Genomic DNA, 17,858 nt, shown 5'->3' with positions numbered 1-17,858 from the left:
CGTTGCGCCGCTCTCGTTGCAGGTTTACACTGTAAACAACGAAGGGAGCACGAGATGGCGGCACGCCTCGACGCCGATGCGATCGCCGACGCAGCCATCGTCATCGCCGACCGCGACGGCTTGAGCGCAGTCTCGATGCGCCGCGTCGGCGCCGCACTCGGCATCTCGGGCATGGCCCTCTACCGCCATATCGCCGACCGCGACGACCTCGTCGTGCGCATGGCAGCACGCGTGGCGACCGAGCACGCGCTGGTTCCGCGCGGCGACGCAAGCTGGCGTGAATCCCTCGAGCACCTCGCATTGCACATGTGGCATGCATTCGAACGCCATCCGTGGCTCCTCGGCGCCGTGATCTCCCCCGGCCGCGTGCTCGACCTCGCGAGCGTCGAGCAAACCGGCCTGGTGCTGCACCGCTTGAGCGCGGCCGGAGCCGACGACGGCACCGCCGGCGACGTGTTCATCGGCACCGCCGCGATCGTGATGGGTGCGGCCGCATTGACGCTCACCTCACTCCCCCATGAGCGCGCCATCGACTACAGCATCGATCGACTCTCGACCGATGCCGATGCCGATGCCGACGCCGCCTCTGACGTCAACTCCGCCGCCGCACTCGCATCCGACCCGCAGGTCTCGCGATTCCGCGCCCGCCCGCTCAACGCGGCCCGCGGGCGGCACATCCTGCAGACCACGCTGACCCGCTTCCTCGACGAGGTCGAGGCAAGCCTCACCCCGCCTCCGACTCGGGGGCATGACCGAAAGGAACCCCAAAATGCGTCTCTCTGAGAAGGTCGCCATCGTCACCGGCGGTGCCGGCGGCATCGGCCAGGGCATCGTGCGCCACTTCCTCGTCGAGGGTGCTTCCGTGCTCGTCGTCGACCTGATCGACCAAGCGGCGGGTGAAGAGCTCGTCGCGGGCCTCGCGAAGGGCCGCCCGGCCCGCTACCTGCAGATGGACATCTCGAATGCCGAGAACGCTCCCGTCATCGTCGCCGCCGCGGTCGAGGCGTTCGGCAAGCTCGATGTGCTCGTGAACAACGCCCACGCGTCGCAGCAGGCACCCATCATGGAGACCACGCAGGAGATGTGGGATCTCTCACTGGGCAGCGGCATGTACGCGACGTTCCATCTCATGCGCGCCGCGCACCCCGAACTCGTGAAGACCAAGGGCGCGATCGTGAACTTCGCCTCGGGCGCCGGCATCAAGGGCATGCCCACGCAGGTCACCTATGCCGCCGCGAAAGAGGCGATTCGGGCGATCACGCGCGTTGCCGCACACGAGTGGGCCGCCGACGGAGTGCGCGTGAACCTCGTCTCACCCGTGGCGCTCACGCCGGGCATCCGCCAGTGGGCGGAGGCAGCCCCCGCCGAGTACCAGAAGGTCGTCGACGGTGTTCCGCTCGGCCGACTCGGCGACCCCGAGCACGACATCGCCCCGGTCGTGGCGTTCCTCGCGAGCGATGACTCCCGTTATATGACGGGCCAGACCCTCATGACCGACGGCGGATCGACCATCATGCCCTGAGCGCTGTGCGCCGTGCGTCGTTCGCCGATTCCGACTCTGAAGAGCACTCGGTGATTGTGCGCGGCCGTCGACCGGAGCATCCTGAACTCATGAGCGACCGCGAAGAGTTCTTGATTTGGCTGCAGAGCGAGTTCGTGCGGGCCGAGCGCGCCATGTTCGACGGCGACGACGGCCCGCGTCGCGCGATCTGGTCGGAGCACGAGCCGGTCAGCGTGCTCGGCGCGTGGCGCAACGCCACGAATCGCGCCGAGCTGGCCGAGGCGTTCGAGGTGCTTGCGACGAGCTTCTCGGACTGCACCGACTACGCGTTCGACCTCATCGCCTTCAACGTGCTCGGCGAGATGGCCTACACCGTGGGCTACGAGCGCGCCTCGGCCTCGATCGACGGAGAGCCACGCACCTTCACGCTGCGCGCCACTCAGGTCTATCGCCGCGAGTCTGACGGATGGCGCGTCGTGCACCGGCACGCGGACACGGCCGGGTAGTTCGACGAAGACCGAGTGCGATTGGCGCTAGGGCGTGTTGCCAAACCCAGTCGGCGGCTCGGTGGGCCAGTCTGGCGTCATGCCAGGTGGCGTGATCCGCCGGTGGCACCGTCGTGGGGCAGGATTGGCCACATGCGTGCGACGTTGAGAAGTCTCGTCTTCGACCCTGATCCCAGTAGCGTGTCTGCCAATGCGTCGGAGTTCAGAATCAACGCTCGGTTGACGGTTGGGCCCGTCGACGGCCCTGGTGACGAGACATTCGACGTCACCGTCTGCACGCCCGAGTGGCTCGCTCAAGCCTGTCGGAAGACGGACGGCATCTACGACGCGCGACACCACGTCGTCGTCACCATGGAGCAGTTCGACCAGCGAGTCCTCCACGACTGGTTCGAGGGCAGAGTACAACGCGTCGAGGGCGACGACTGGAGCCAGATCGGCTGCCGTCTGGGTCGACTCGGCTTCTGGGAGTTCGAGGACTACACGCCCTAGGGTCAGTTGCTAGATGTCGCCGGTCTGGTGGGCCATCGACTGGACCTGCTCGAGCACGCGCGCCCACTCCCCGGCCTTCGATCACCGGTCGAAGTTCTTGTAGATCGTGTTCCAGTTCCCGAACCGCCTCGGGCAAATCCCGCCACGGAGCCCCGGTACGAAACCGCCACGCCGTCGCCTCCACCACCGTGCGTCGGTCCACTGGCGGGCGGCCCGTGGCCTTCATGCCCGGGAACAACGGCCCGAGCACCGCCCACACTTCATCTGAGATCACATTCCGCGACACGACGCACAGCCTGGCCTACCCGACCTCCGACCGGGTTTAGCACAACGCGCTAGTCGTCGCCGTCGAACAGCCCGCCATCGAGCAGCCAGTGGTGACGCAGACGGAGCGCGCGTTCGGTGCTGGCCAGGACGGTGGCCACCAGGAGCGTGATGTTGAACGCGACCGGGAGCTGGATCGGAGAAGTGAAGGAGCCGACATTCTCGGCGACGGGTGGAATCTGGGAGATCTGCTCCACGATCTGCGGGACGCCGAGGATCAGGGCGACGATGAGCACAGCGATGGACGCGAGCCCGATGGCACGGCTCATAGCCGGATGCTCGCGATCCAGGCGCGCACGCCGGCCCTCGGCTGAGGCGGGATCGGGTACCAGCTGCTGCTCGGCCCCGGCATCGCTCAGGTAGTGGCAGCGCTTCAGCCCGTAGCTGCTGGCGACCACCTCGACGGTACCGCCGGGCACCGGGAACGCCGCGGGGAGCTTGGATCCGGCGTGATGCAGACCGTCGCTGTAGAGCTGCGCCCAGACTTCGCCGTTCGAGTCGCCCGCGAGCTGCACGTCGACGGACCAGATCTGACGCAGGCCGTCGTCACGAATGAGGCGAAGATGGAACAGCGCGCGAGAGAACATCTGCCACCACCGAAAACGCTTGAGCGCGTGCCCATCACCAGGCTTGACCTTGCGAGCAGCGCGCCGACGCTTCCGATCCGAAACCACACCAGCCACCCTAGCGACTCGCTCTGCGGCAGCGACCGAGCGCCATGACCACCTCGAGTGCGGTCGGCGCCATTCGAGCTCGTTGCGGACGAGTCCGGGGGTTTTCCGGATTCCCCGTGTTGCACGCGCTCTCTATGTTCGAAACATGCCTCTCGCCGCCCTCCTTCGAACGTGGCTCGCCTCCGTCGTCGCCTGCCTTCCGCTCTTCGCCTTGCTGCTCATTCCCGAACTCATGCGCAGTCGGGCGGGCAGCGAGCAGCTGCTCATGATCGGCATCGTCGCCATGCTTGTGCTCGTCGTCGCGGCGTTCACGGTCGCGCCGGTGTTGAGTGCGATCGCAGCGCCGAGCGCTGATGGATGGACGCCGCGGTCGGCCTTGCGGGCGACACGAGCGGTGTGGCACTCACACACCGCCCGCGCCTGGCTGGCCATCGGTGTTGCGGTGCTCATCTACGCGATCGGGCAGGCCGTCGGCTACTGGGTCGGCGCGCTCGTGCCATCGGTGAGCGACAACCCGGCGGCGTTCGGCACCGATCCATCTGAGCCACGGTGGCTGATCGACTACCCCGCATACGCGCTACAAGCCGTCGTGATCTACACCTTCACGACCCTCGCGATCGCCTGGTACGGATGCCGCATCCGCTCGCTCTCCCTCACCCTGGCCGCTGGTGCTGTGTCCCTTCACGGTTCTCGGCCACCCCGTGCGGCGTCCACAAGCTGAGCTTCGCCGAGTGGCAGGTGATGGGCGCGCCGACCGCCGTCGACGAAGCTCGGGTTCCCGACGCCTCAGGTCGTGTCAAAACTCCCGGAGCCCGCAGACGCGCGGATCTGGAACTGCGGCCCATGCCCGCGGCCCACCCGTTCGGGAGGTTGAGCTCACCGTCCCTCGACGACCGGGTCAAGACCAGCGCCCAAGGCCCTCAGAAAGACGTGCGTCTGCTCCAGTTCATCGGCCGACGGCCAACCGTGAGCGGCTTTGGCAGCACTTGCAGCGACGTCTCCTGGGTGCCGCTCGAGGGCGGTCAGCAACGTCGGTATCGAGTGATGCTGGTCATCAAGGAGCGAGCTCGTCACTCGCAGGCGGAACAGGGGGTCCAACTTCGGACTGCCCGCGGTCAGCGCGATGAGCAGAATCGTTGCTTGGTCGACGAGTTCATCCGCCTTCTCGTTGCTGAGTCCGAACCTGGTGAGCAGCCCGGTTCGCATCGCCGAGTCGGCGAGCTGACTGGGCTCCGTGACTCCGATGGCCTTCAACGATGTTCGGTGGGTCGCAAAGACACCGATCTCCCAGCCGGTCTTGAACGGCTTGAGCACTGCGTCCCTCATTGCAGGCTCGTTGCCGAGCCCGTCGAGTTCGGGGTCCTCGAGCGCGCTGGCGCGGTAATCATCGAGCCAACACACACTCTTGAGCTGCTCGGCCGCTTCGCCGATCGTCGATCCGCGAGCCGACTCGTCAACCGTCGCGAGGGCCTTCCGCGCGAGATAGCAGGCGTACGAATACCGCGTACCGAAGTCAATCGACTTCTCCGCCTCCTCCGCCCATTTCTCCGCCAACTCGCGGTAACTCTCGGCAGCCAGCGGCTCGCGGAGTGCCAGCGTGATCGTCTTTTGATCTCGACCGTCGGTCAGGATCAGGTAACACAGACCGGCTCGCTCCCGTACACGAGCAACAGCCTCCTTGATGGGTTCCTGCTCTTCCGGGGTCAACTCCTGGAGCACATCAAGGAGGGCACCGACGATTCGCGTCGCCCGATCGCGCCGCTCATCCGACGGCCAGCCGTGCGCCGAGTAGTTGCGGGCAGCGGTCGTGTAGAGGGTCATCAAACGAAGGAGGAGGACGCGCGGTTCGGAGTATTTGTGCGCATCCGACTCCTTCACTGTGTGCCACTTCTTGCCAGGCACGTCCGAAGCAATCTCAGCTCGCCCGCTCAGCACTGCAGCACGGTTGATCATCGGCTCGAGTCGGTCCATCAACCCCTCGGAGTCCGTGTTTTCGTCGTACCGCAAGAAGACGTCTTCATACTCGATCAGGATGCTCTGAGGGTCGACCTGGATGGCCTCGCGAATGTACGCATGCCGGTTCGCACCCGCAGATGCACGGGCAACGGAGAGCAGACCGATGCCGCGCCACGACTGGGGCCGGTAGAAGCCCACGACGTCGGGGTACTGCTTCGCGAGGATGGTCGCGGCGAAGCCGGCAGCGAGCTTCAGGAGCTCCGCCGGATGGCTCGCGTCCGACGGGTCGAGAGGGAGCCGGAGGGGGGTCTCTTCGATGACGCGGCCGTTTCGGCGAAGCGTCGCCACGCCGTCTTGTGCGTCGAACACAGTGACCTCGAGTCGCCAGGGTGTCAGGTTCAGCAACAGGTTGAACCCGTTCCCGATCAGTTCTACGAACCAATGACTCGATCCGGATGCCACCACGACGACATCGTTCAGATCTCCTGCGCTTGGCCGTTCGATGACTCGACCTTTCGGGGCATCCGCGTTCATGGACCGCAGCTGGGTGAGCAACTCGGTGGACCATGCGCTGTTCGCTGAGCCGGACGGCTGCACGACCGTCGCATCGAGCCGCGCAGTCGTCGCCATGCCCCACGCGAGGCAGATGGTGCCGCCGATTCCGAGCATGGCTGCGATCACGAGCATCACCGCCAGGACCTGCGTCGACGTGTCGGGTAGTGAGACGATCCAGGCGAAGAGCGCCGAGGTGCCACCGGTGACCACGTATCCGAAGATCTTGGCTGATCGGCTCTCACCTCGTGTGATCCTGGCCTTGGCCCATGGCGCGACCGCAACGATGATCCGCGCCGTGACGATCAGCGCCAACCAGCAGAGTCCCCCGCCGATGACGAGGTGAGTGGCAGGCTGTACCCACTCGGTATTGAAGTCGTTCCACTCTTTTGGGATGTCGCCGAGCGGCGATACATCGAAGATGCTTGTTCCCGCCGCGATCGGCTGCACGTCTCCTCCCAACAACGACCTCGAGCGATAGCGTCCTCCCCCGCGCGGAGCGCAGCAAGGGAGCATCACACCCCAGTTCAGGGTGCACAGTGCAGCGATCAGTCACTCGCGCCCGTCTGGCATCCCCCGAACTCGGGGTCTCGGGCTCGGCCGCGCCGTGAGTATGCTGCGGGTGTCCGCGCAGCGCCGCAGGGGGCGACCGGGCTCATCCGCACCGCGACGCTTGGGGGACACGCATGTCGAATCAGGATCAGCCGCTCGAGAAGCTGAGCTTCTCGGGAGGCGTCATCACGTATCGGATCGCGAACGCGCCGACGACGCAGCCGGCGCTCACGCCGGCCGAGGTCGCCGCGCAGCTCGCCGAGGCCTTCGCCCGATGGGAGGAGGTGTCCAACTTCGACTTCCAGCAGGTCGAGACGAGCGATGCGCTCTTCGACCTCTCGTTCACCGACTTCGACCGCGCGGACTGGGCGGACTGGCGCAAGGACAATCCGAACGCGATCGCACGCATGACACCCGGCAGCGGCGACCACCGCAACATCGCCTTCGATGACGGAGAGAACTGGACGAAGGCCGAGCAGGACATGGCGGGCCACGCGGTCAACCCGGTGCTGTGGCTCCTCACGACCCTCGTCGGCAACCCCATCGTGAAGAACCTGGTCGCGGTGGCCGTGCACGAGGTCGGGCACGCGTTGGGGCTGGAGCACACGAACGATACGCAGTCGATCATGCAGCCCTCGGTCACCGTTCGCGACGGGTCGCTCTTCTACTACCTCAGCGACCAGAGCCTGCGGCAGGTCGACATCGAGACGCTGGAGCGGCTCTACGGCGATCCGCACGTGGCGGCGCCACCGCCCGCGTCGCCCGTCGGGTACGCGATCGTCGGCTCGACGTTCAGCGTTGCCAAGCAGGACTCGTCGTCACCGCACACGCTCGTCGCCGCCTGCTGGGGCGAACGCCAGGGCTCCTCGGTCGAACTGATGCGCGCATACGCCTGGGACCAGGAGCGCGGCGCGCAGGGCTATGCGCAGTGGATGCTCTACCTGCGCAACACGAACGACCTGTACAACCGGTGGTTCGTGGTGGGCGGAGGCACGTACGTCGCGAATTCCCCCAACGTGCACCTCACGATCAGCGAGCAACCGGACGGCAGCAGCGTGATGGTGAACGCGTCGGACTACAGAGTCATGGACCAGTGGGGCGATCAGAATGGAGTGCAACGGCTCGTGGCCCGGGCAAGAACGCACAACGATGCGGCCAAGGCCGACTGCGACAGCATCATGTACTTCTCCGTACATCGAGGGCTCGGGAAGAATCCGGCGTCGTTGGTCGGCACGTTCACGGACATCGGCACCGCCGGATTCAACGAGAAGTACCGGGCGCGGGTGTGGGGCGAATCCTCCGGCGCGCACCAGCACCGACTCGCCCGCGCGCGCACTTGGCCCGACGGTGGCAGCCGGCCGAAGTACGACAATGCATTCTCCGAGACCTACGGCTGGTTCGCGACGTAACCCGGTGGCGCCGGGCGACGACCTCGCGGCGCCACGAAGGCCCGGCCGCTCGTGAGCGGCCGGGCCTTCGGGTTGCGGGGTCTCGTACGGCGCTGGCGCGCCTACTCGACAGACGATTACGCGGCGAGCTGCACGATCGCGTTCGGCACGGGCGCGACGACGAACTCGCCGTCGACCGCATCCACCTGCACGCCCTCGCCGTCACCGACGCCACCGCTCACGAACAAGTCCGCGATGCGGTCGTCGATCTCGCGCTGGATGACCCGGCGCAGCGGGCGAGCACCGTACTCGGGCTCGTAGCCGCGTTCGGCCAGCAGCGACACCGCGGCATCCGTCACCTCAAAGGTGACCTCGCGCGATGCGAGCCGGCGCTCGGTGGCACCGAGCATGAGGCGCACGATCTGCTCGAGCTGCGGCTGGTCGAGCTTCTTGAACAGCACGATCTCGTCGATGCGGTTCAGGAACTCGGGCCGCATGGCCTCGCGCAGCTTGCCCATGACACGGTCACGCAGGTCCTTCTCGGAGGCGAAGCCCGAGGCATCCGCTCCGGCGACGAAGCCGAGTGCACCCGACCGCGACGCGAGGAACTCCGAGCCGACGTTCGAGGTCATCACGATCACCGCGTTGCGGAAGTCGACCGTGCGACCCTGGCCGTCGGTCAGGCGTCCGTCGTCGAGCACCTGCAGCAGCAGGTTGAACACGTCGGGGTGCGCCTTCTCGATCTCGTCGAACAGCACGATCGAGTAGGGGTTGCGCCGCACGCGCTCGGTGAGCTGGCCGGCCTCGTCGTAGCCGACGTATCCGGGAGGGGCTCCGACGAGTCGCGACACGGTGTGCCGCTCGCCGAACTCGCTCATGTCGAAGCGAATCACGGCGGTCTCGTCGTCGAACAGCGACGACGCAAGCGACTTCGCCAGCTCGGTCTTGCCGACACCCGTCGGCCCGAGGAACAGGAAGCTGCCCACCGGGCGATTTGCGTCGCCCATGCCGGTGCGGTTGCGGCGCACGGCCTTGGCGACCGCGGTGACCGCGTCGTCTTGGCCGATGACGCGCCCGTGCAGCTCGCCCTCGAGGTCGCCGAGGCGCTCGCGCTCACTCTCGGTGAGGCGGTTCACCGGAATACCGGTGGCCCGCGAGATCACCGCGGCGATCTCGGCCTCGTCGATGACGACGCTCTGCCGGTTGGGCTTCTCACTCTGCTGGTTGAGCTTGTCACTCTGCTGGTTGAGCTTGTCACTCTGCTGGTTGAGCTTGTCGAAACCCCCACGGCTAGACGCCTCATCCAACTTCCCCTGCACCTTCGAGATCTCATCGCGAATGCGCGAGGCCTCTTCATAGTGCTCGCCCGTGACGGCGGCGTTCTTGTCGGCCTCGAGCGACGCGAGCCGCTCGATGAGCGCCGACACGTCAACCTTCACGCCGAGCCGCAGGCGCAGTCGCGCCCCGGCCTGGTCGATGAGGTCGATGGCCTTGTCGGGCAGCACCCGGTCGGTCAGGTAGCGCGCGCTCAGTTCGACGGAGGCGCGCAACGCGGCATCCGTGTACTCGACACCGTGGTGCTCTTCGTACGCCGACTTCAGACCGTGCATGATGAGCACGGCGTCTTCGAGGTTCGGCTCGCCGACCTTCACCGGCTGGAACCGGCGCTCGAGAGCAGGGTCCTTCTCGACGACGCGGTATTCCTTGAGCGTCGTCGCACCCACGAGGTGCAGGTCGCCACGCGCGAGGCGCGGCTTCAAGATGTTGCCCGCGTCGGTGCCGCCGTCGCCAGAGCCGCCCGCACCGACCACGGTGTGGACCTCATCGATGAAGATGATGAGCTCGCCCTTGTGTGCGGCGATCTCGTCCACGGTCTTGGTGAGGCGCTCCTCGAAGTCGCCGCGGTAGCGGGTGCCGGCGAGCATGCCGGGCAGGTCGAGCGAGATGACGCGCTTGCCGAGCAGTGCCTCGGGCACCTGCTCTTCGACGATCGCGCGGGCGAGGCCCTCGACGATCGCGGTCTTGCCGACGCCGGCCTCACCGACCAGCACCGGGTTGTTCTTGGTGCGGCGGCTGAGGATCTCGATGGTCTGCTCGATCTCATCGGCGCGCCCGATCACGGGGTCGAGCTCGCCGTTCTCGGCCAGCTCAGTGAGGTCGGTGCCGAACTTGTCGAGCATCGGCGTCTCGGATGCCTCGGACTCACCGCCATCTGCGGATTGAGCCTGTCGAAATCCCTCACCCTCAGCATCAACCGTCTCACGCATGCCCTGCGTGAGCGCTTCGGCGGTAACCCCAGCGCGCGCCAACACCTGCCCCGCAGGCGCGTCTTGCCCCAGCACGAGCGCGAAGAAGAGGTGCTCAGGGTCGATGTACGTCGATCCGCTCGAGCGCGCGACCTGGTAGCTGTGGAACAGCGCGCGGCTCGCGCTCGGCGTGATCGTGGCCGAGTTCGCCTTCTCCTGCTGGTTGAGCCTGTGTTCCTGCTGATTGAGCTTGTCGAAATCAGCCGCCGCAGGCAGCCGCGCCTCGGTCGCGGTGATGAGCTGCTCGGGGGTGACGCCGATGCGGGCGATGGCCTGCTTGACGGCGTCGTCTTCAACGATCACGCGCAGGATGTGCAGCGCATCGAGCTCGGTCTGGCCGCGCTCGAGCGCGAACTTGCCGGCGCGCTGCAGGATGCCCTGCGTGCGTGCAGTCAAGAAACGGCTGAGGTCGATCGAACGCGCCTGGCGCGAGCGCTCGCCCTCAAGGTAGCGGTTCAGAAACTCGTCGAACGAGTTGGTTTCGTCACCGTTCTGGGGTGTGAAGTCTTCGGGCACCAATCCTCCTGAAGTAGAACTTGAGTTGGGTACGCTCAAGTTCAACAAGATGGGGGCGTGGGTATTCCCTCTCTTCGGCCCGACCCGCTTGAAGGGGCGATGCGATGACACACGCACTCACCGCCGACCGAGCGCTCGCGGTCGCTTCCCTGACCCCGCTACATCCGCCCTAGGCCGGCCGTTCGCAAACGACGATCGACCTAGGCGAGGTGCTCAGACGTGAGCGCATTCTGCGGTTTCACTGGCATATGAGCGGCGCCCTGGGAACGAAACGGACAACGCGACGTCCCTGGCGGTCGCATTCTTCTCTAACTCTCAGCGAGATCGTTTGCTCGCCGAATCGCATTGGCGAGCTCCCTAATCTTCTCCCGCAGGTCCTTCGGCCACGATTCCATCGGGACCGATCGTTGCGCAATCCGACGGGCGAGGATCACCTTGCTTGGCTTCGTTGCCTTGCCAGGGAACGAGCCCCCCAGAGGGGATTCCCACTTGTCAATCTGAACCTTGTAGTTTTTGCCGGGGTACTGAGCGTCAACCTCTTCCTGAAGGATGGCGGACGAAACATAGTTCTCGATTGTGTAGCCGGCCGTTACCCAGGCGATGGAGCCGCCACTCGCCGCTTCTGAAACTACGCGCCTCTTTGTAGCCCCGATCTTCGTTTGCGCTGTTCGCTTGTCAGAATCAATGATCACCGCGGCGTTTCGATTAATTCGGAGCAGATCTATGAACTCATCTGTTTCTTCGTCATCTACTGAAAGGTGATTCAGCAAGACGCCGCCGTAGAACATGATCGAATAGTGGGCACCTTCCACAAGTTCCGGCGCATATGTGCTGAGCCAGTGCCGCACGTAGATCCTGTCGCTCGGCCCCTCGACCCAAACGGCATAGTTCGACTGGACGATATCGCTCGCACGGCTTCCGATGTCCGCTGCTGCCCGTGCGACACCGGACGGAGTTGCGATCTCTTCGGCGACTGTCCATTGAGCAGGCATTGTGAGATGGGTGATTGTTGTCGATCCGGTGTTGAGGAACGCGGGTGAATGTGTCGAGACGAGGTAGTGGTTGTCGGTCTGGCCAAGATAGGCAACGAGCTTCCGCTGAAGCGTCGGGTGCAGATGGACCTCGGGCTCTTCTATGCAGATGAGCTTGCCGCTAAACGTGGTGGCGTTCGCCGCTAGGAGGATCACCTCTGCGATGCCCGTTCCGGATTCCTCCAGCCTTCGGACCGCACCCTTCGTCTCCACAGAGATCGTGGACTTACTCTCGGGGATCCTGATGACCGCCGCGGGGTCCTCTAACACGTCCTTCACAAACGCCTGAAGCGATGACCAACGCCGGGTGTCGTCCACGTGCGTTTCGGGATCAGGTCGCTCGATGCGAGCGAGCTCCGGAATTAGACCCCGGCCGGTGCCCCAAGTGTCATCCCCGTCGCGAGCCCCGGTCAGTTCCCGGACGGCGCTGACCCAGTTGGTATCCGGGATAAGAGCCCAGGGGTTCCACACTCGAAGCACGTTCTCGAGGTTCTGACGGTCATCACTGCTGTTGCCATGGCTGAACGCACTCGAAAGGCTCGGCAGGGACAGGGTGGAACCCGCTTCCTGAGCGCCGGCGTAGAACTGGGACGGAACGAGTTGGAAGGAGTTGTTGGCGCCGAGCTCGAAATCAAGCCAGAAGTGGTCGCTCGAACCATGAGCAAATGAAGGTGCCGAAAACACACGGCGCAATTCGCTGAAACCGTCAAGCTTGAACTGCGCGACAACGGTTTCGGTGAGGCGGAAGCAAAGCGAGAAAGCCGATGGCATGTCCGAATTCGGTCGCGGCTCGTCACCCAGCTCTTTTCGAAAGGCGTCGTTCGCGCTAGCTAAGTTAGCGCGAAGCGGCCGAAGCACTCGGTGCATGAAGGCAAGTGCGTTGCTTTTTCCTACGTTGTTGCGGCCGACAAGTAGGTGAATCTTGCCCATCGGGCCAAACCTTTGTAGGTCAGGCCCGCCAAAGCTCCGGTAACCACGAACACCAAATCCTGCGAAATCCTCGAGCGCCATTTTGCCTCCGCTAACTTGCCGATCGTATCGGCACCGCGCTGGCTCACCGGGTTGCTTGCGTGAACACCGTGAAGCCCTTCATGACGGATGACGAAATGCGTGCCATCGGTACTCGGGATCGGATGTGCTATTCATCAGCTCGACGCGCGTACATCAAGCGCTGCGTGATACATCCTGTGAACGTGAGCGGCGCTGAGTTTCTCCATCGAGGCCGCTGATCCTAGGAGACGCGGACTTTCAGAATGAAACTGTGGCGCCTTTGTCTGGCCAACGGCGAACCCAACCAAGCCCAGTTGATAGAGGAGCTCGGAGAGTGGCCCGTACGTTTCGGCCCAACTCGATTTCCCTGAGGACCAGACGGCCTCCGACAGATCAGTCATCCAACCAATGCCCTCGAAGCTGGGCTCGGTGATCACGAGAAATGCCGAGTCCAGTCGATCCGTGTATTCGCTAATGGTCATTCGCGCGGGACAGCCTCGAAAGACGTCAAACACTTTGGCAATTCCGGGGAATGTCGTCTTCCACTCATCTCGTAGAGCCAGGAGCCGATTCGCTGAATACGTCGCCTCTGCCGAGTGAATGTCCTCCCATGAGAGGCGAGTCTTCCCCACACCCGTTCCTAGGCACTCGTTCATGAATGCGATCGCATCCCGTGGCCGGAGGAGGGTGCGGTCGAGTATGTAGTTGATCGCACTTCCGCGGGTACGGTTGGGATTCGGGACGAGGTCCCGAACACTTTGGGCGTCGAGGCCCAACGGCGGAGCTGCAACCCGGACCCGTTCGTCCAGCAATTCCTCGAGGTCCGATTCTGTCCAGCGCATCCTAAGTACCAAAGAACGGAACTTTTCCTCCTGGCCAGCCCCACGACGCCCGAAGTCGAGTTCTTGAAAGAGATTAGTTCGAAGGGCAACCAAAACCTTCAGGTTGCTCACCCTCTTTAGATCCAGAACAGTTCGGAAAAGACACCGCACTAGGTCGTTTGCCAACCGCTCATCAACCCAGTCGCGGTCAAGATCATCGATAACCACATATGTGAAGTGCTGATCGTCGAGTACATCCTCGTTGAGAACAGCGATCATCTTGTTCAACTTCGAGATCTGTGTGGCATTGACCACACGCTGATAACGATCGGCCTCTTCCTTGCGAGTTTCGGATGAAATCTCGGCGTTGGCCGCCGCACCCAAACGTGCAGGACCAGCTTTGAGCGATGCGTCTGCACCAATCGTCTGAGTGAACTTATCCGTGATGTCTCGAACCCGTTCTTCCGCCTCACACCAGAAGCGACCTTCAAACTCGTCGAGGTACTCGAGCGCCGCTTGCTTGGCAGGGTCGCGGGAAATCTTCTCTCGAATCTGATCAAGGAACTTCTGTTTGGCGGCCGGTTCGTTCACGCGATATCTGTGGCGAAGCACCTCAACCAAAAGCACGTGCTTCCACAGCGCGGTCCAGAAGAGATCAAGGTTCACGTCAAGAGAGTCGAGGTAGCGAATGACCCCTAAGTCAGTTATGTAGGGGAGCGCAAGGTCCTCCGGGTTGATCCGGATGCAGTGTCCCTGAGCGTCGTCCTCCAATCTTTGGAAGGCTGCAGATTTTCCAGCGCCGGTCCGCCCCACAATGAAGCAGCGCGGGTCGGACCTTGAACGAATCACGTCGTAGTCGCTTGAGTTGAAAAATGCCCCGGAGAGGAGTGGATCCGCTTCTGCTTGCTCGCCCCCTAGTGTGAATCCGCTCTTCAGCCTCGGCTTCTTTGCCGACATCCGATCCGCCAATCCCGATGTAACGATGTCCTGGGGACGCGTTGCGCGCTACCGTGAAACGTATCGTAGGTCGCCCCCCGAGCGTTCAGAACCCAGTACCCGCAAAAGGGGGGCAACGGGCGCCCGTATGCCCCGCGGACTGGGTCTCCCGCGCTGCTCGCGCCGTCGATACGATCGTCCAACTGGACGAATGCGAGATCCACATGTCGCTATCCCGCGACGAGTTCCGGAAGAAGCTGGCGACATCTGCGGGGCGCGCGGAGTTGGGGCTGAGACTCAGTGCCGAGCAGGCTGCGGAGATACTGGCGGACGACGTACTCGTGGACTCCTGGTATCGCAGGTCAACCAGCACGCCCGCCGCGCCTCCGCCCGCAAAGCTCATCAAGCCCGCACCGCCAAAGAGTGAACCCAGCTCCACTCCGCAGCTTTCGTACATGGACGCCGCAGCGAGGACCGCAGGGCGACTCATTCGGGCGACGATGAATTGGGTGCGGGCGACCACGAGAAAACAGCGACTTGCTACAGGGCTCATCGCAGGCGCCATCATCGTCGCCCTGGTCGGCACCATTGTCACCGTGAACGTCGTATCAGACGCGCTGCGAAACACGGAGGCGCAAGCAGCCGAACAGCAGCGCATCACCGCTCTAGAGATGGCCGCCGCTCAGGATCTTGAGACCGAGCACGCCAACGCCGACAGACTTGTCGACGACGAGGAAGCATTCGTCGAATCTGCGCCTGAGTGGGCCGACGCCGAACTCTTTACTGATCTGAAGAACGCGTACCGCGATCTAATCGCGGCAAATCGTGGTGACGACCTAAAGATGATTCGAAATGGCATTACAGATTTCCGTGTAGCCAAGTCACGTCTTGGCACCGAAGAAGAGGCGCTTGCCCAGCGGGAAGCGGAGGCGGCGGCTGTCGAGGCCAAACGATTTCGTGACGCCGTCATCGCGGCCGGCGGAGCGCCTCCCGCATCGCAGACTGATGAGGCCCTGGTGATCGATAACCAAGAATGGTGCAGCAGGTTGATGACTTCGGTCCCTTCTTCACCCGGTTCCGTAATCTCCGAGCTCAGAACCGCGCCCGCGGAACGTCACGTCGCCATCCAGTTCTTCTGTCCGACACTCGCTGATCTCGCCAACCAGGCACAGCTCGCGTTCGCCGATGGGAATCACGTCGTGGGTGGCGCGCCCGGGCCAAACGGCACCATCGCAGCAGGTATCTACCGTACGTTCGGAGCCGTATCCAATTGCTACTGGGAACGCCACACTGGCGGCGGCGAGATCATAGACAACGAGTTCATCACGCATGCACCCGACGGTGCTCAACTGACCGCAAACTCCGGTGAAGGCGTCAGCACCCAAGGGTGCGGGCTGTGGGTGAAGGTCGGGTAACATCGCCGGGCCTGCCGACTGCATTGGCAGAGCTTGCAAAGCGCCGCCCATCAGTGGCGTCAGAGTGGTGCAAAGCGTTGCTTCCGCATCGGCCATTCGCCTGCGCGGCGAACGACCCACTCAGCCATTTCGGGCGGCATCGCCGACCTTCCCCCGGGTACCATGCGATCTTCTCGCGCAGGTGGTTCTGCGACTCGATAGGCCAGTCGATCGACGCCTGCACCTACTGCCCCCAAGACCCCCAGTGTTGGGCACATTGCCCCAAAGCGACCTCAAATCGAAGCGGGGCTCGAGTGCGGTAGATAGCGTGGAGCCCGCTCCTCCGTTGCTCTAGAAAGGCAATCCATGACTCAACTGCGCAATACTTGGTTGACCCAACTCGCACTAATCACCCTGCTTGGGATCGGCCTCTCAGGCTGCGCAACAAGCACTCCGGCCGGGACTACGACCGGCTCAGATACCTCGAGTGATGAAACCGAGCAGCAGGAGCAGCCCGCCGATCTCGTCGGCGAGTGGGTACAGACCAACTCTGCATCGGAAGACAGTTACCAGGCCGCCATGATCACTGCAGACGCGATCGAGATCAGCTGGGTCTCCGACGCCGGTAGCACGCGCGCGCTGTACTGGGCGGGCACGTACACGGCACCGACCGCAGCGGGCGCGTTCGAGTGGACCTCGCAGAACGACACCGAGAAGACGTCCGGCGCGATGCTTGCGTCTGGCGATGCAACCAAGGTGTTCTCGTTTGACGATGACGTGATCCGGTACGACGTGACAGCGATGGGCGTGACGACGACGGTCGAACTGGAGCGTCAGTAGGTTCAATGCGAATGACGATGCCGGCCCGACGGCGCGTGCCGAGGACTTCGCGATCGTGACCGGCGAATCACGGGCGCGGCGCTGAAGTTTGCTGGAGCTGATCCTTGACTACACGATCCTCAAGGCCGGCATGATCTACGGCCGGGGCGACCCCCTCATCGACCACCTCAGCCGCACCGTGCAGACCCTGCCGGTCTTCGCAACGGTCGGCTTCCGCGAGAAGCCGATCCGGCCCATTCCGATCGACGACCTCACCGACATCCTCGAGGCCGCGGTCGATGGGTGGATGCCGCGCCCTTCGACAGGCTCAGGGAGCACCTATGCCGTCGTCGGTGCCGAGCAACTCACCTTGTCGAAGGCCGTGCGGCGCGTGGCATCCGTTCTCGGACGCCGCGTAGCCGTTGTGCCTCCCTTCGACAAGCTCAGGGAACAGACAAGCTCAGGGAACAGACAAGCTCAGGGAACATCGGCGCAGTACGCGCTCGCGCAGGTCACCGAGTGGACCATGAAAGTGCCGCGCGTCGCGAAGGCCCAGGTGCGCATGCTCGCCGAGGGCGTGACAGATGCCGCGCCGCCCGCGGCGCCCGCAGTGCCCGTGCCCGACGATCTGCTGTCGCGGCGCAGTTCACGGCCGAGCAGATCCGCGCGAGCCCTGCCCGAGCCCGGCGGGTTCGGGTGGAAGGACCTGCGGGTCGGTCGCTGAGGCGCATGTCAAGTGAGGTGTTCTTCTCGCCCAGCGTCCGATTGCAACGCCCGCTAGCTTTTCCGATGCAGAACGATTCGAAGACTCGTCGCCTCTGACCAGACCTCGTTCCGGATCGCGACGAGCTCCTCGTTGATCGCGTCAATGTCCGCCTCGGCAATGTCATGACCGTTCAGAGGGTGCAGGACGAGATCGTTCAGACTTCCCATCCCCCCGAATGCGCTGAGGAGATGGTCGAGTCCGGTCGCATCGCCGGATTCGAGTCTGCGAAGATCTGTGCCGATCCAGTTCGACCACCCTTGCTCGCCGTGACTTTCAAGCAGCGCAGATAGTCGGGCGAGTGCGTCGAACAGAGGTTCATCGGTCACTGGCCAAGCAT

15 protein-coding genes and 1 pseudogene are annotated in these 17,858 nt (G+C 64.0%); 9 read left to right on the top strand and 7 right to left on the bottom strand.

The annotated features are described in order from the left end of the window. Nucleotides 1–54 precede the first annotated feature (54 nt). From AC1C2U_RS12310 to AC1C2U_RS12295, 4 genes are all read left to right on the top strand, one after another. Complete coding sequence (locus AC1C2U_RS12310; protein WP_495362054.1) at nucleotides 55–783, top strand: TetR/AcrR family transcriptional regulator; 729 nt, start codon at nucleotides 55–57, stop codon at nucleotides 781–783. Next, entirely contained in the window at nucleotides 770–1,522 is a 753-nt protein-coding gene (locus AC1C2U_RS12305; RefSeq protein WP_495362053.1) for an SDR family NAD(P)-dependent oxidoreductase, read from the top strand. The genes AC1C2U_RS12310 and AC1C2U_RS12305 overlap by 14 nt, the downstream gene beginning before the upstream one ends. An 89-nt stretch (nucleotides 1,523–1,611) precedes the next feature. After that, nucleotides 1,612–2,007, top strand: coding sequence for a nuclear transport factor 2 family protein (locus AC1C2U_RS12300; protein ID WP_495362052.1), 396 nt, complete (start codon nucleotides 1,612–1,614; stop codon nucleotides 2,005–2,007). Between the two features lie 132 nt (nucleotides 2,008–2,139). Further along, nucleotides 2,140–2,496, top strand: a complete 357-nt coding sequence (locus AC1C2U_RS12295; RefSeq protein WP_495362740.1) for an Imm8 family immunity protein — start codon at nucleotides 2,140–2,142, stop codon at nucleotides 2,494–2,496. Nucleotides 2,497–2,632: 136 nt separating this feature from the next. Here AC1C2U_RS12295 and AC1C2U_RS12290 read toward each other — a convergent pair. Beyond that, nucleotides 2,633–2,755 (bottom strand): annotated as a pseudogene (locus AC1C2U_RS12290) (transposase); the annotation flags it as partial. A gap of 76 nt (nucleotides 2,756–2,831) precedes the next feature. Further along, on the bottom strand, nucleotides 2,832–3,407 hold the full coding sequence (locus AC1C2U_RS12285) for a hypothetical protein (RefSeq protein ID WP_495362051.1): 576 nt from the start codon (nucleotides 3,405–3,407) through the stop codon (nucleotides 2,832–2,834). Between the two features lie 232 nt (nucleotides 3,408–3,639). Here AC1C2U_RS12285 and AC1C2U_RS12280 point away from each other — a divergent pair, with 232 nt between their 5' ends. Next, nucleotides 3,640–4,215 (top strand): hypothetical protein, encoded by a 576-nt coding sequence (locus AC1C2U_RS12280; protein WP_495362050.1) that lies wholly within the window; start codon nucleotides 3,640–3,642, stop codon nucleotides 4,213–4,215. A gap of 155 nt (nucleotides 4,216–4,370) precedes the next feature. Here AC1C2U_RS12280 and AC1C2U_RS12275 read toward each other — a convergent pair whose 3' ends face one another. Continuing rightward, nucleotides 4,371–6,452: a hypothetical protein gene (locus tag AC1C2U_RS12275; RefSeq protein WP_495362049.1), complete on the bottom strand. Its 2,082-nt coding sequence runs from the start codon at nucleotides 6,450–6,452 to the stop codon at nucleotides 4,371–4,373. Between the two features lie 236 nt (nucleotides 6,453–6,688). On the opposite strand from AC1C2U_RS12275, the gene AC1C2U_RS12270 reads away from it, so the two are divergent. Continuing rightward, nucleotides 6,689–7,963, top strand: a complete 1,275-nt coding sequence (locus AC1C2U_RS12270; RefSeq protein WP_495362048.1) for a matrixin family metalloprotease — start codon at nucleotides 6,689–6,691, stop codon at nucleotides 7,961–7,963. Between the two features lie 116 nt (nucleotides 7,964–8,079). Here AC1C2U_RS12270 and AC1C2U_RS12265 read toward each other — a convergent pair whose 3' ends face one another. The 3 genes from AC1C2U_RS12265 to AC1C2U_RS12255 form a co-directional block, all read right to left on the bottom strand. Continuing rightward, nucleotides 8,080–10,764: an ATP-dependent Clp protease ATP-binding subunit gene (locus tag AC1C2U_RS12265; protein WP_495362047.1), complete on the bottom strand. Its 2,685-nt coding sequence runs from the start codon at nucleotides 10,762–10,764 to the stop codon at nucleotides 8,080–8,082. Nucleotides 10,765–11,072: 308 nt separating this feature from the next. Beyond that, nucleotides 11,073–12,806, bottom strand: a complete 1,734-nt coding sequence (locus AC1C2U_RS12260; protein WP_495362046.1) for an AAA family ATPase — start codon at nucleotides 12,804–12,806, stop codon at nucleotides 11,073–11,075. Nucleotides 12,807–12,940: 134 nt separating this feature from the next. Further along, nucleotides 12,941–14,563 (bottom strand): P-loop ATPase, Sll1717 family, encoded by a 1,623-nt coding sequence (locus AC1C2U_RS12255; protein WP_495362045.1) that lies wholly within the window; start codon nucleotides 14,561–14,563, stop codon nucleotides 12,941–12,943. A 434-nt stretch (nucleotides 14,564–14,997) separates the two neighbouring features. Here AC1C2U_RS12255 and AC1C2U_RS12250 point away from each other — a divergent pair, with 434 nt between their 5' ends. The 3 genes from AC1C2U_RS12250 to AC1C2U_RS12240 all read left to right on the top strand — a co-directional run bounded on the left by AC1C2U_RS12250 (nucleotide 14,998) and on the right by AC1C2U_RS12240 (nucleotide 17,479). Then, complete coding sequence (locus AC1C2U_RS12250) at nucleotides 14,998–15,957, top strand: Rv1352/Rv1906c domain-containing protein (protein WP_495362044.1); 960 nt, start codon at nucleotides 14,998–15,000, stop codon at nucleotides 15,955–15,957. Nucleotides 15,958–16,302: 345 nt separating this feature from the next. After that, nucleotides 16,303–16,776, top strand: a complete 474-nt coding sequence (locus tag AC1C2U_RS12245; protein WP_495362043.1) for a hypothetical protein — start codon at nucleotides 16,303–16,305, stop codon at nucleotides 16,774–16,776. Between the two features lie 88 nt (nucleotides 16,777–16,864). Next, nucleotides 16,865–17,479 (top strand): Rossmann-fold NAD(P)-binding domain-containing protein, encoded by a 615-nt coding sequence (locus AC1C2U_RS12240; RefSeq protein WP_495362042.1) that lies wholly within the window; start codon nucleotides 16,865–16,867, stop codon nucleotides 17,477–17,479. Nucleotides 17,480–17,532: 53 nt separating this feature from the next. Here AC1C2U_RS12240 and AC1C2U_RS12235 read toward each other — a convergent pair whose 3' ends face one another. Beyond that, a complete protein-coding gene (locus tag AC1C2U_RS12235) occupies nucleotides 17,533–17,847 on the bottom strand; it encodes a DUF6966 domain-containing protein (RefSeq protein WP_495362041.1) in 315 nt (104 codons plus the stop codon). Nucleotides 17,848–17,858 lie beyond the last annotated feature (11 nt).

This window comes from Agromyces sp. Y575, assembly GCF_059445445.1.
The sequence above is the reverse complement of the archived record's forward strand: the minus strand, read 5'-3'. Positions and strand labels throughout refer to the sequence as shown.

Bases quoted from the DNA above. Each gene is read 5' to 3' on its own strand.
- AC1C2U_RS12305 (WP_495362053.1), top strand. From the start codon at position 770: ATGCGTCTCTCTGAGAAGGTCGCCATCGTCACCGGCGGTGCCGGCGGC.
- AC1C2U_RS12245 (WP_495362043.1), top strand. From the start codon at position 16,303: ATGACTCAACTGCGCAATACTTGGTTGACCCAACTCGCACTAATCACC.
- AC1C2U_RS12285 (WP_495362051.1), bottom strand. From the start codon at position 3,407: ATGTTCTCTCGCGCGCTGTTCCATCTTCGCCTCATTCGTGACGACGGC.
- AC1C2U_RS12260 (WP_495362046.1), bottom strand. From the start codon at position 12,806: ATGGCGCTCGAGGATTTCGCAGGATTTGGTGTTCGTGGTTACCGGAGC.
- AC1C2U_RS12250 (WP_495362044.1), top strand. From the start codon at position 14,998: ATGGACGCCGCAGCGAGGACCGCAGGGCGACTCATTCGGGCGACGATG.
- AC1C2U_RS12300 (WP_495362052.1), top strand. From the start codon at position 1,612: ATGAGCGACCGCGAAGAGTTCTTGATTTGGCTGCAGAGCGAGTTCGTG.
- AC1C2U_RS12295 (WP_495362740.1), top strand. From the start codon at position 2,140: ATGCGTGCGACGTTGAGAAGTCTCGTCTTCGACCCTGATCCCAGTAGC.
- AC1C2U_RS12270 (WP_495362048.1), top strand. From the start codon at position 6,689: ATGTCGAATCAGGATCAGCCGCTCGAGAAGCTGAGCTTCTCGGGAGGC.
- AC1C2U_RS12255 (WP_495362045.1), bottom strand. From the start codon at position 14,563: ATGTCGGCAAAGAAGCCGAGGCTGAAGAGCGGATTCACACTAGGGGGC.
- AC1C2U_RS12280 (WP_495362050.1), top strand. From the start codon at position 3,640: ATGCCTCTCGCCGCCCTCCTTCGAACGTGGCTCGCCTCCGTCGTCGCC.
- AC1C2U_RS12310 (WP_495362054.1), top strand. From the start codon at position 55: ATGGCGGCACGCCTCGACGCCGATGCGATCGCCGACGCAGCCATCGTC.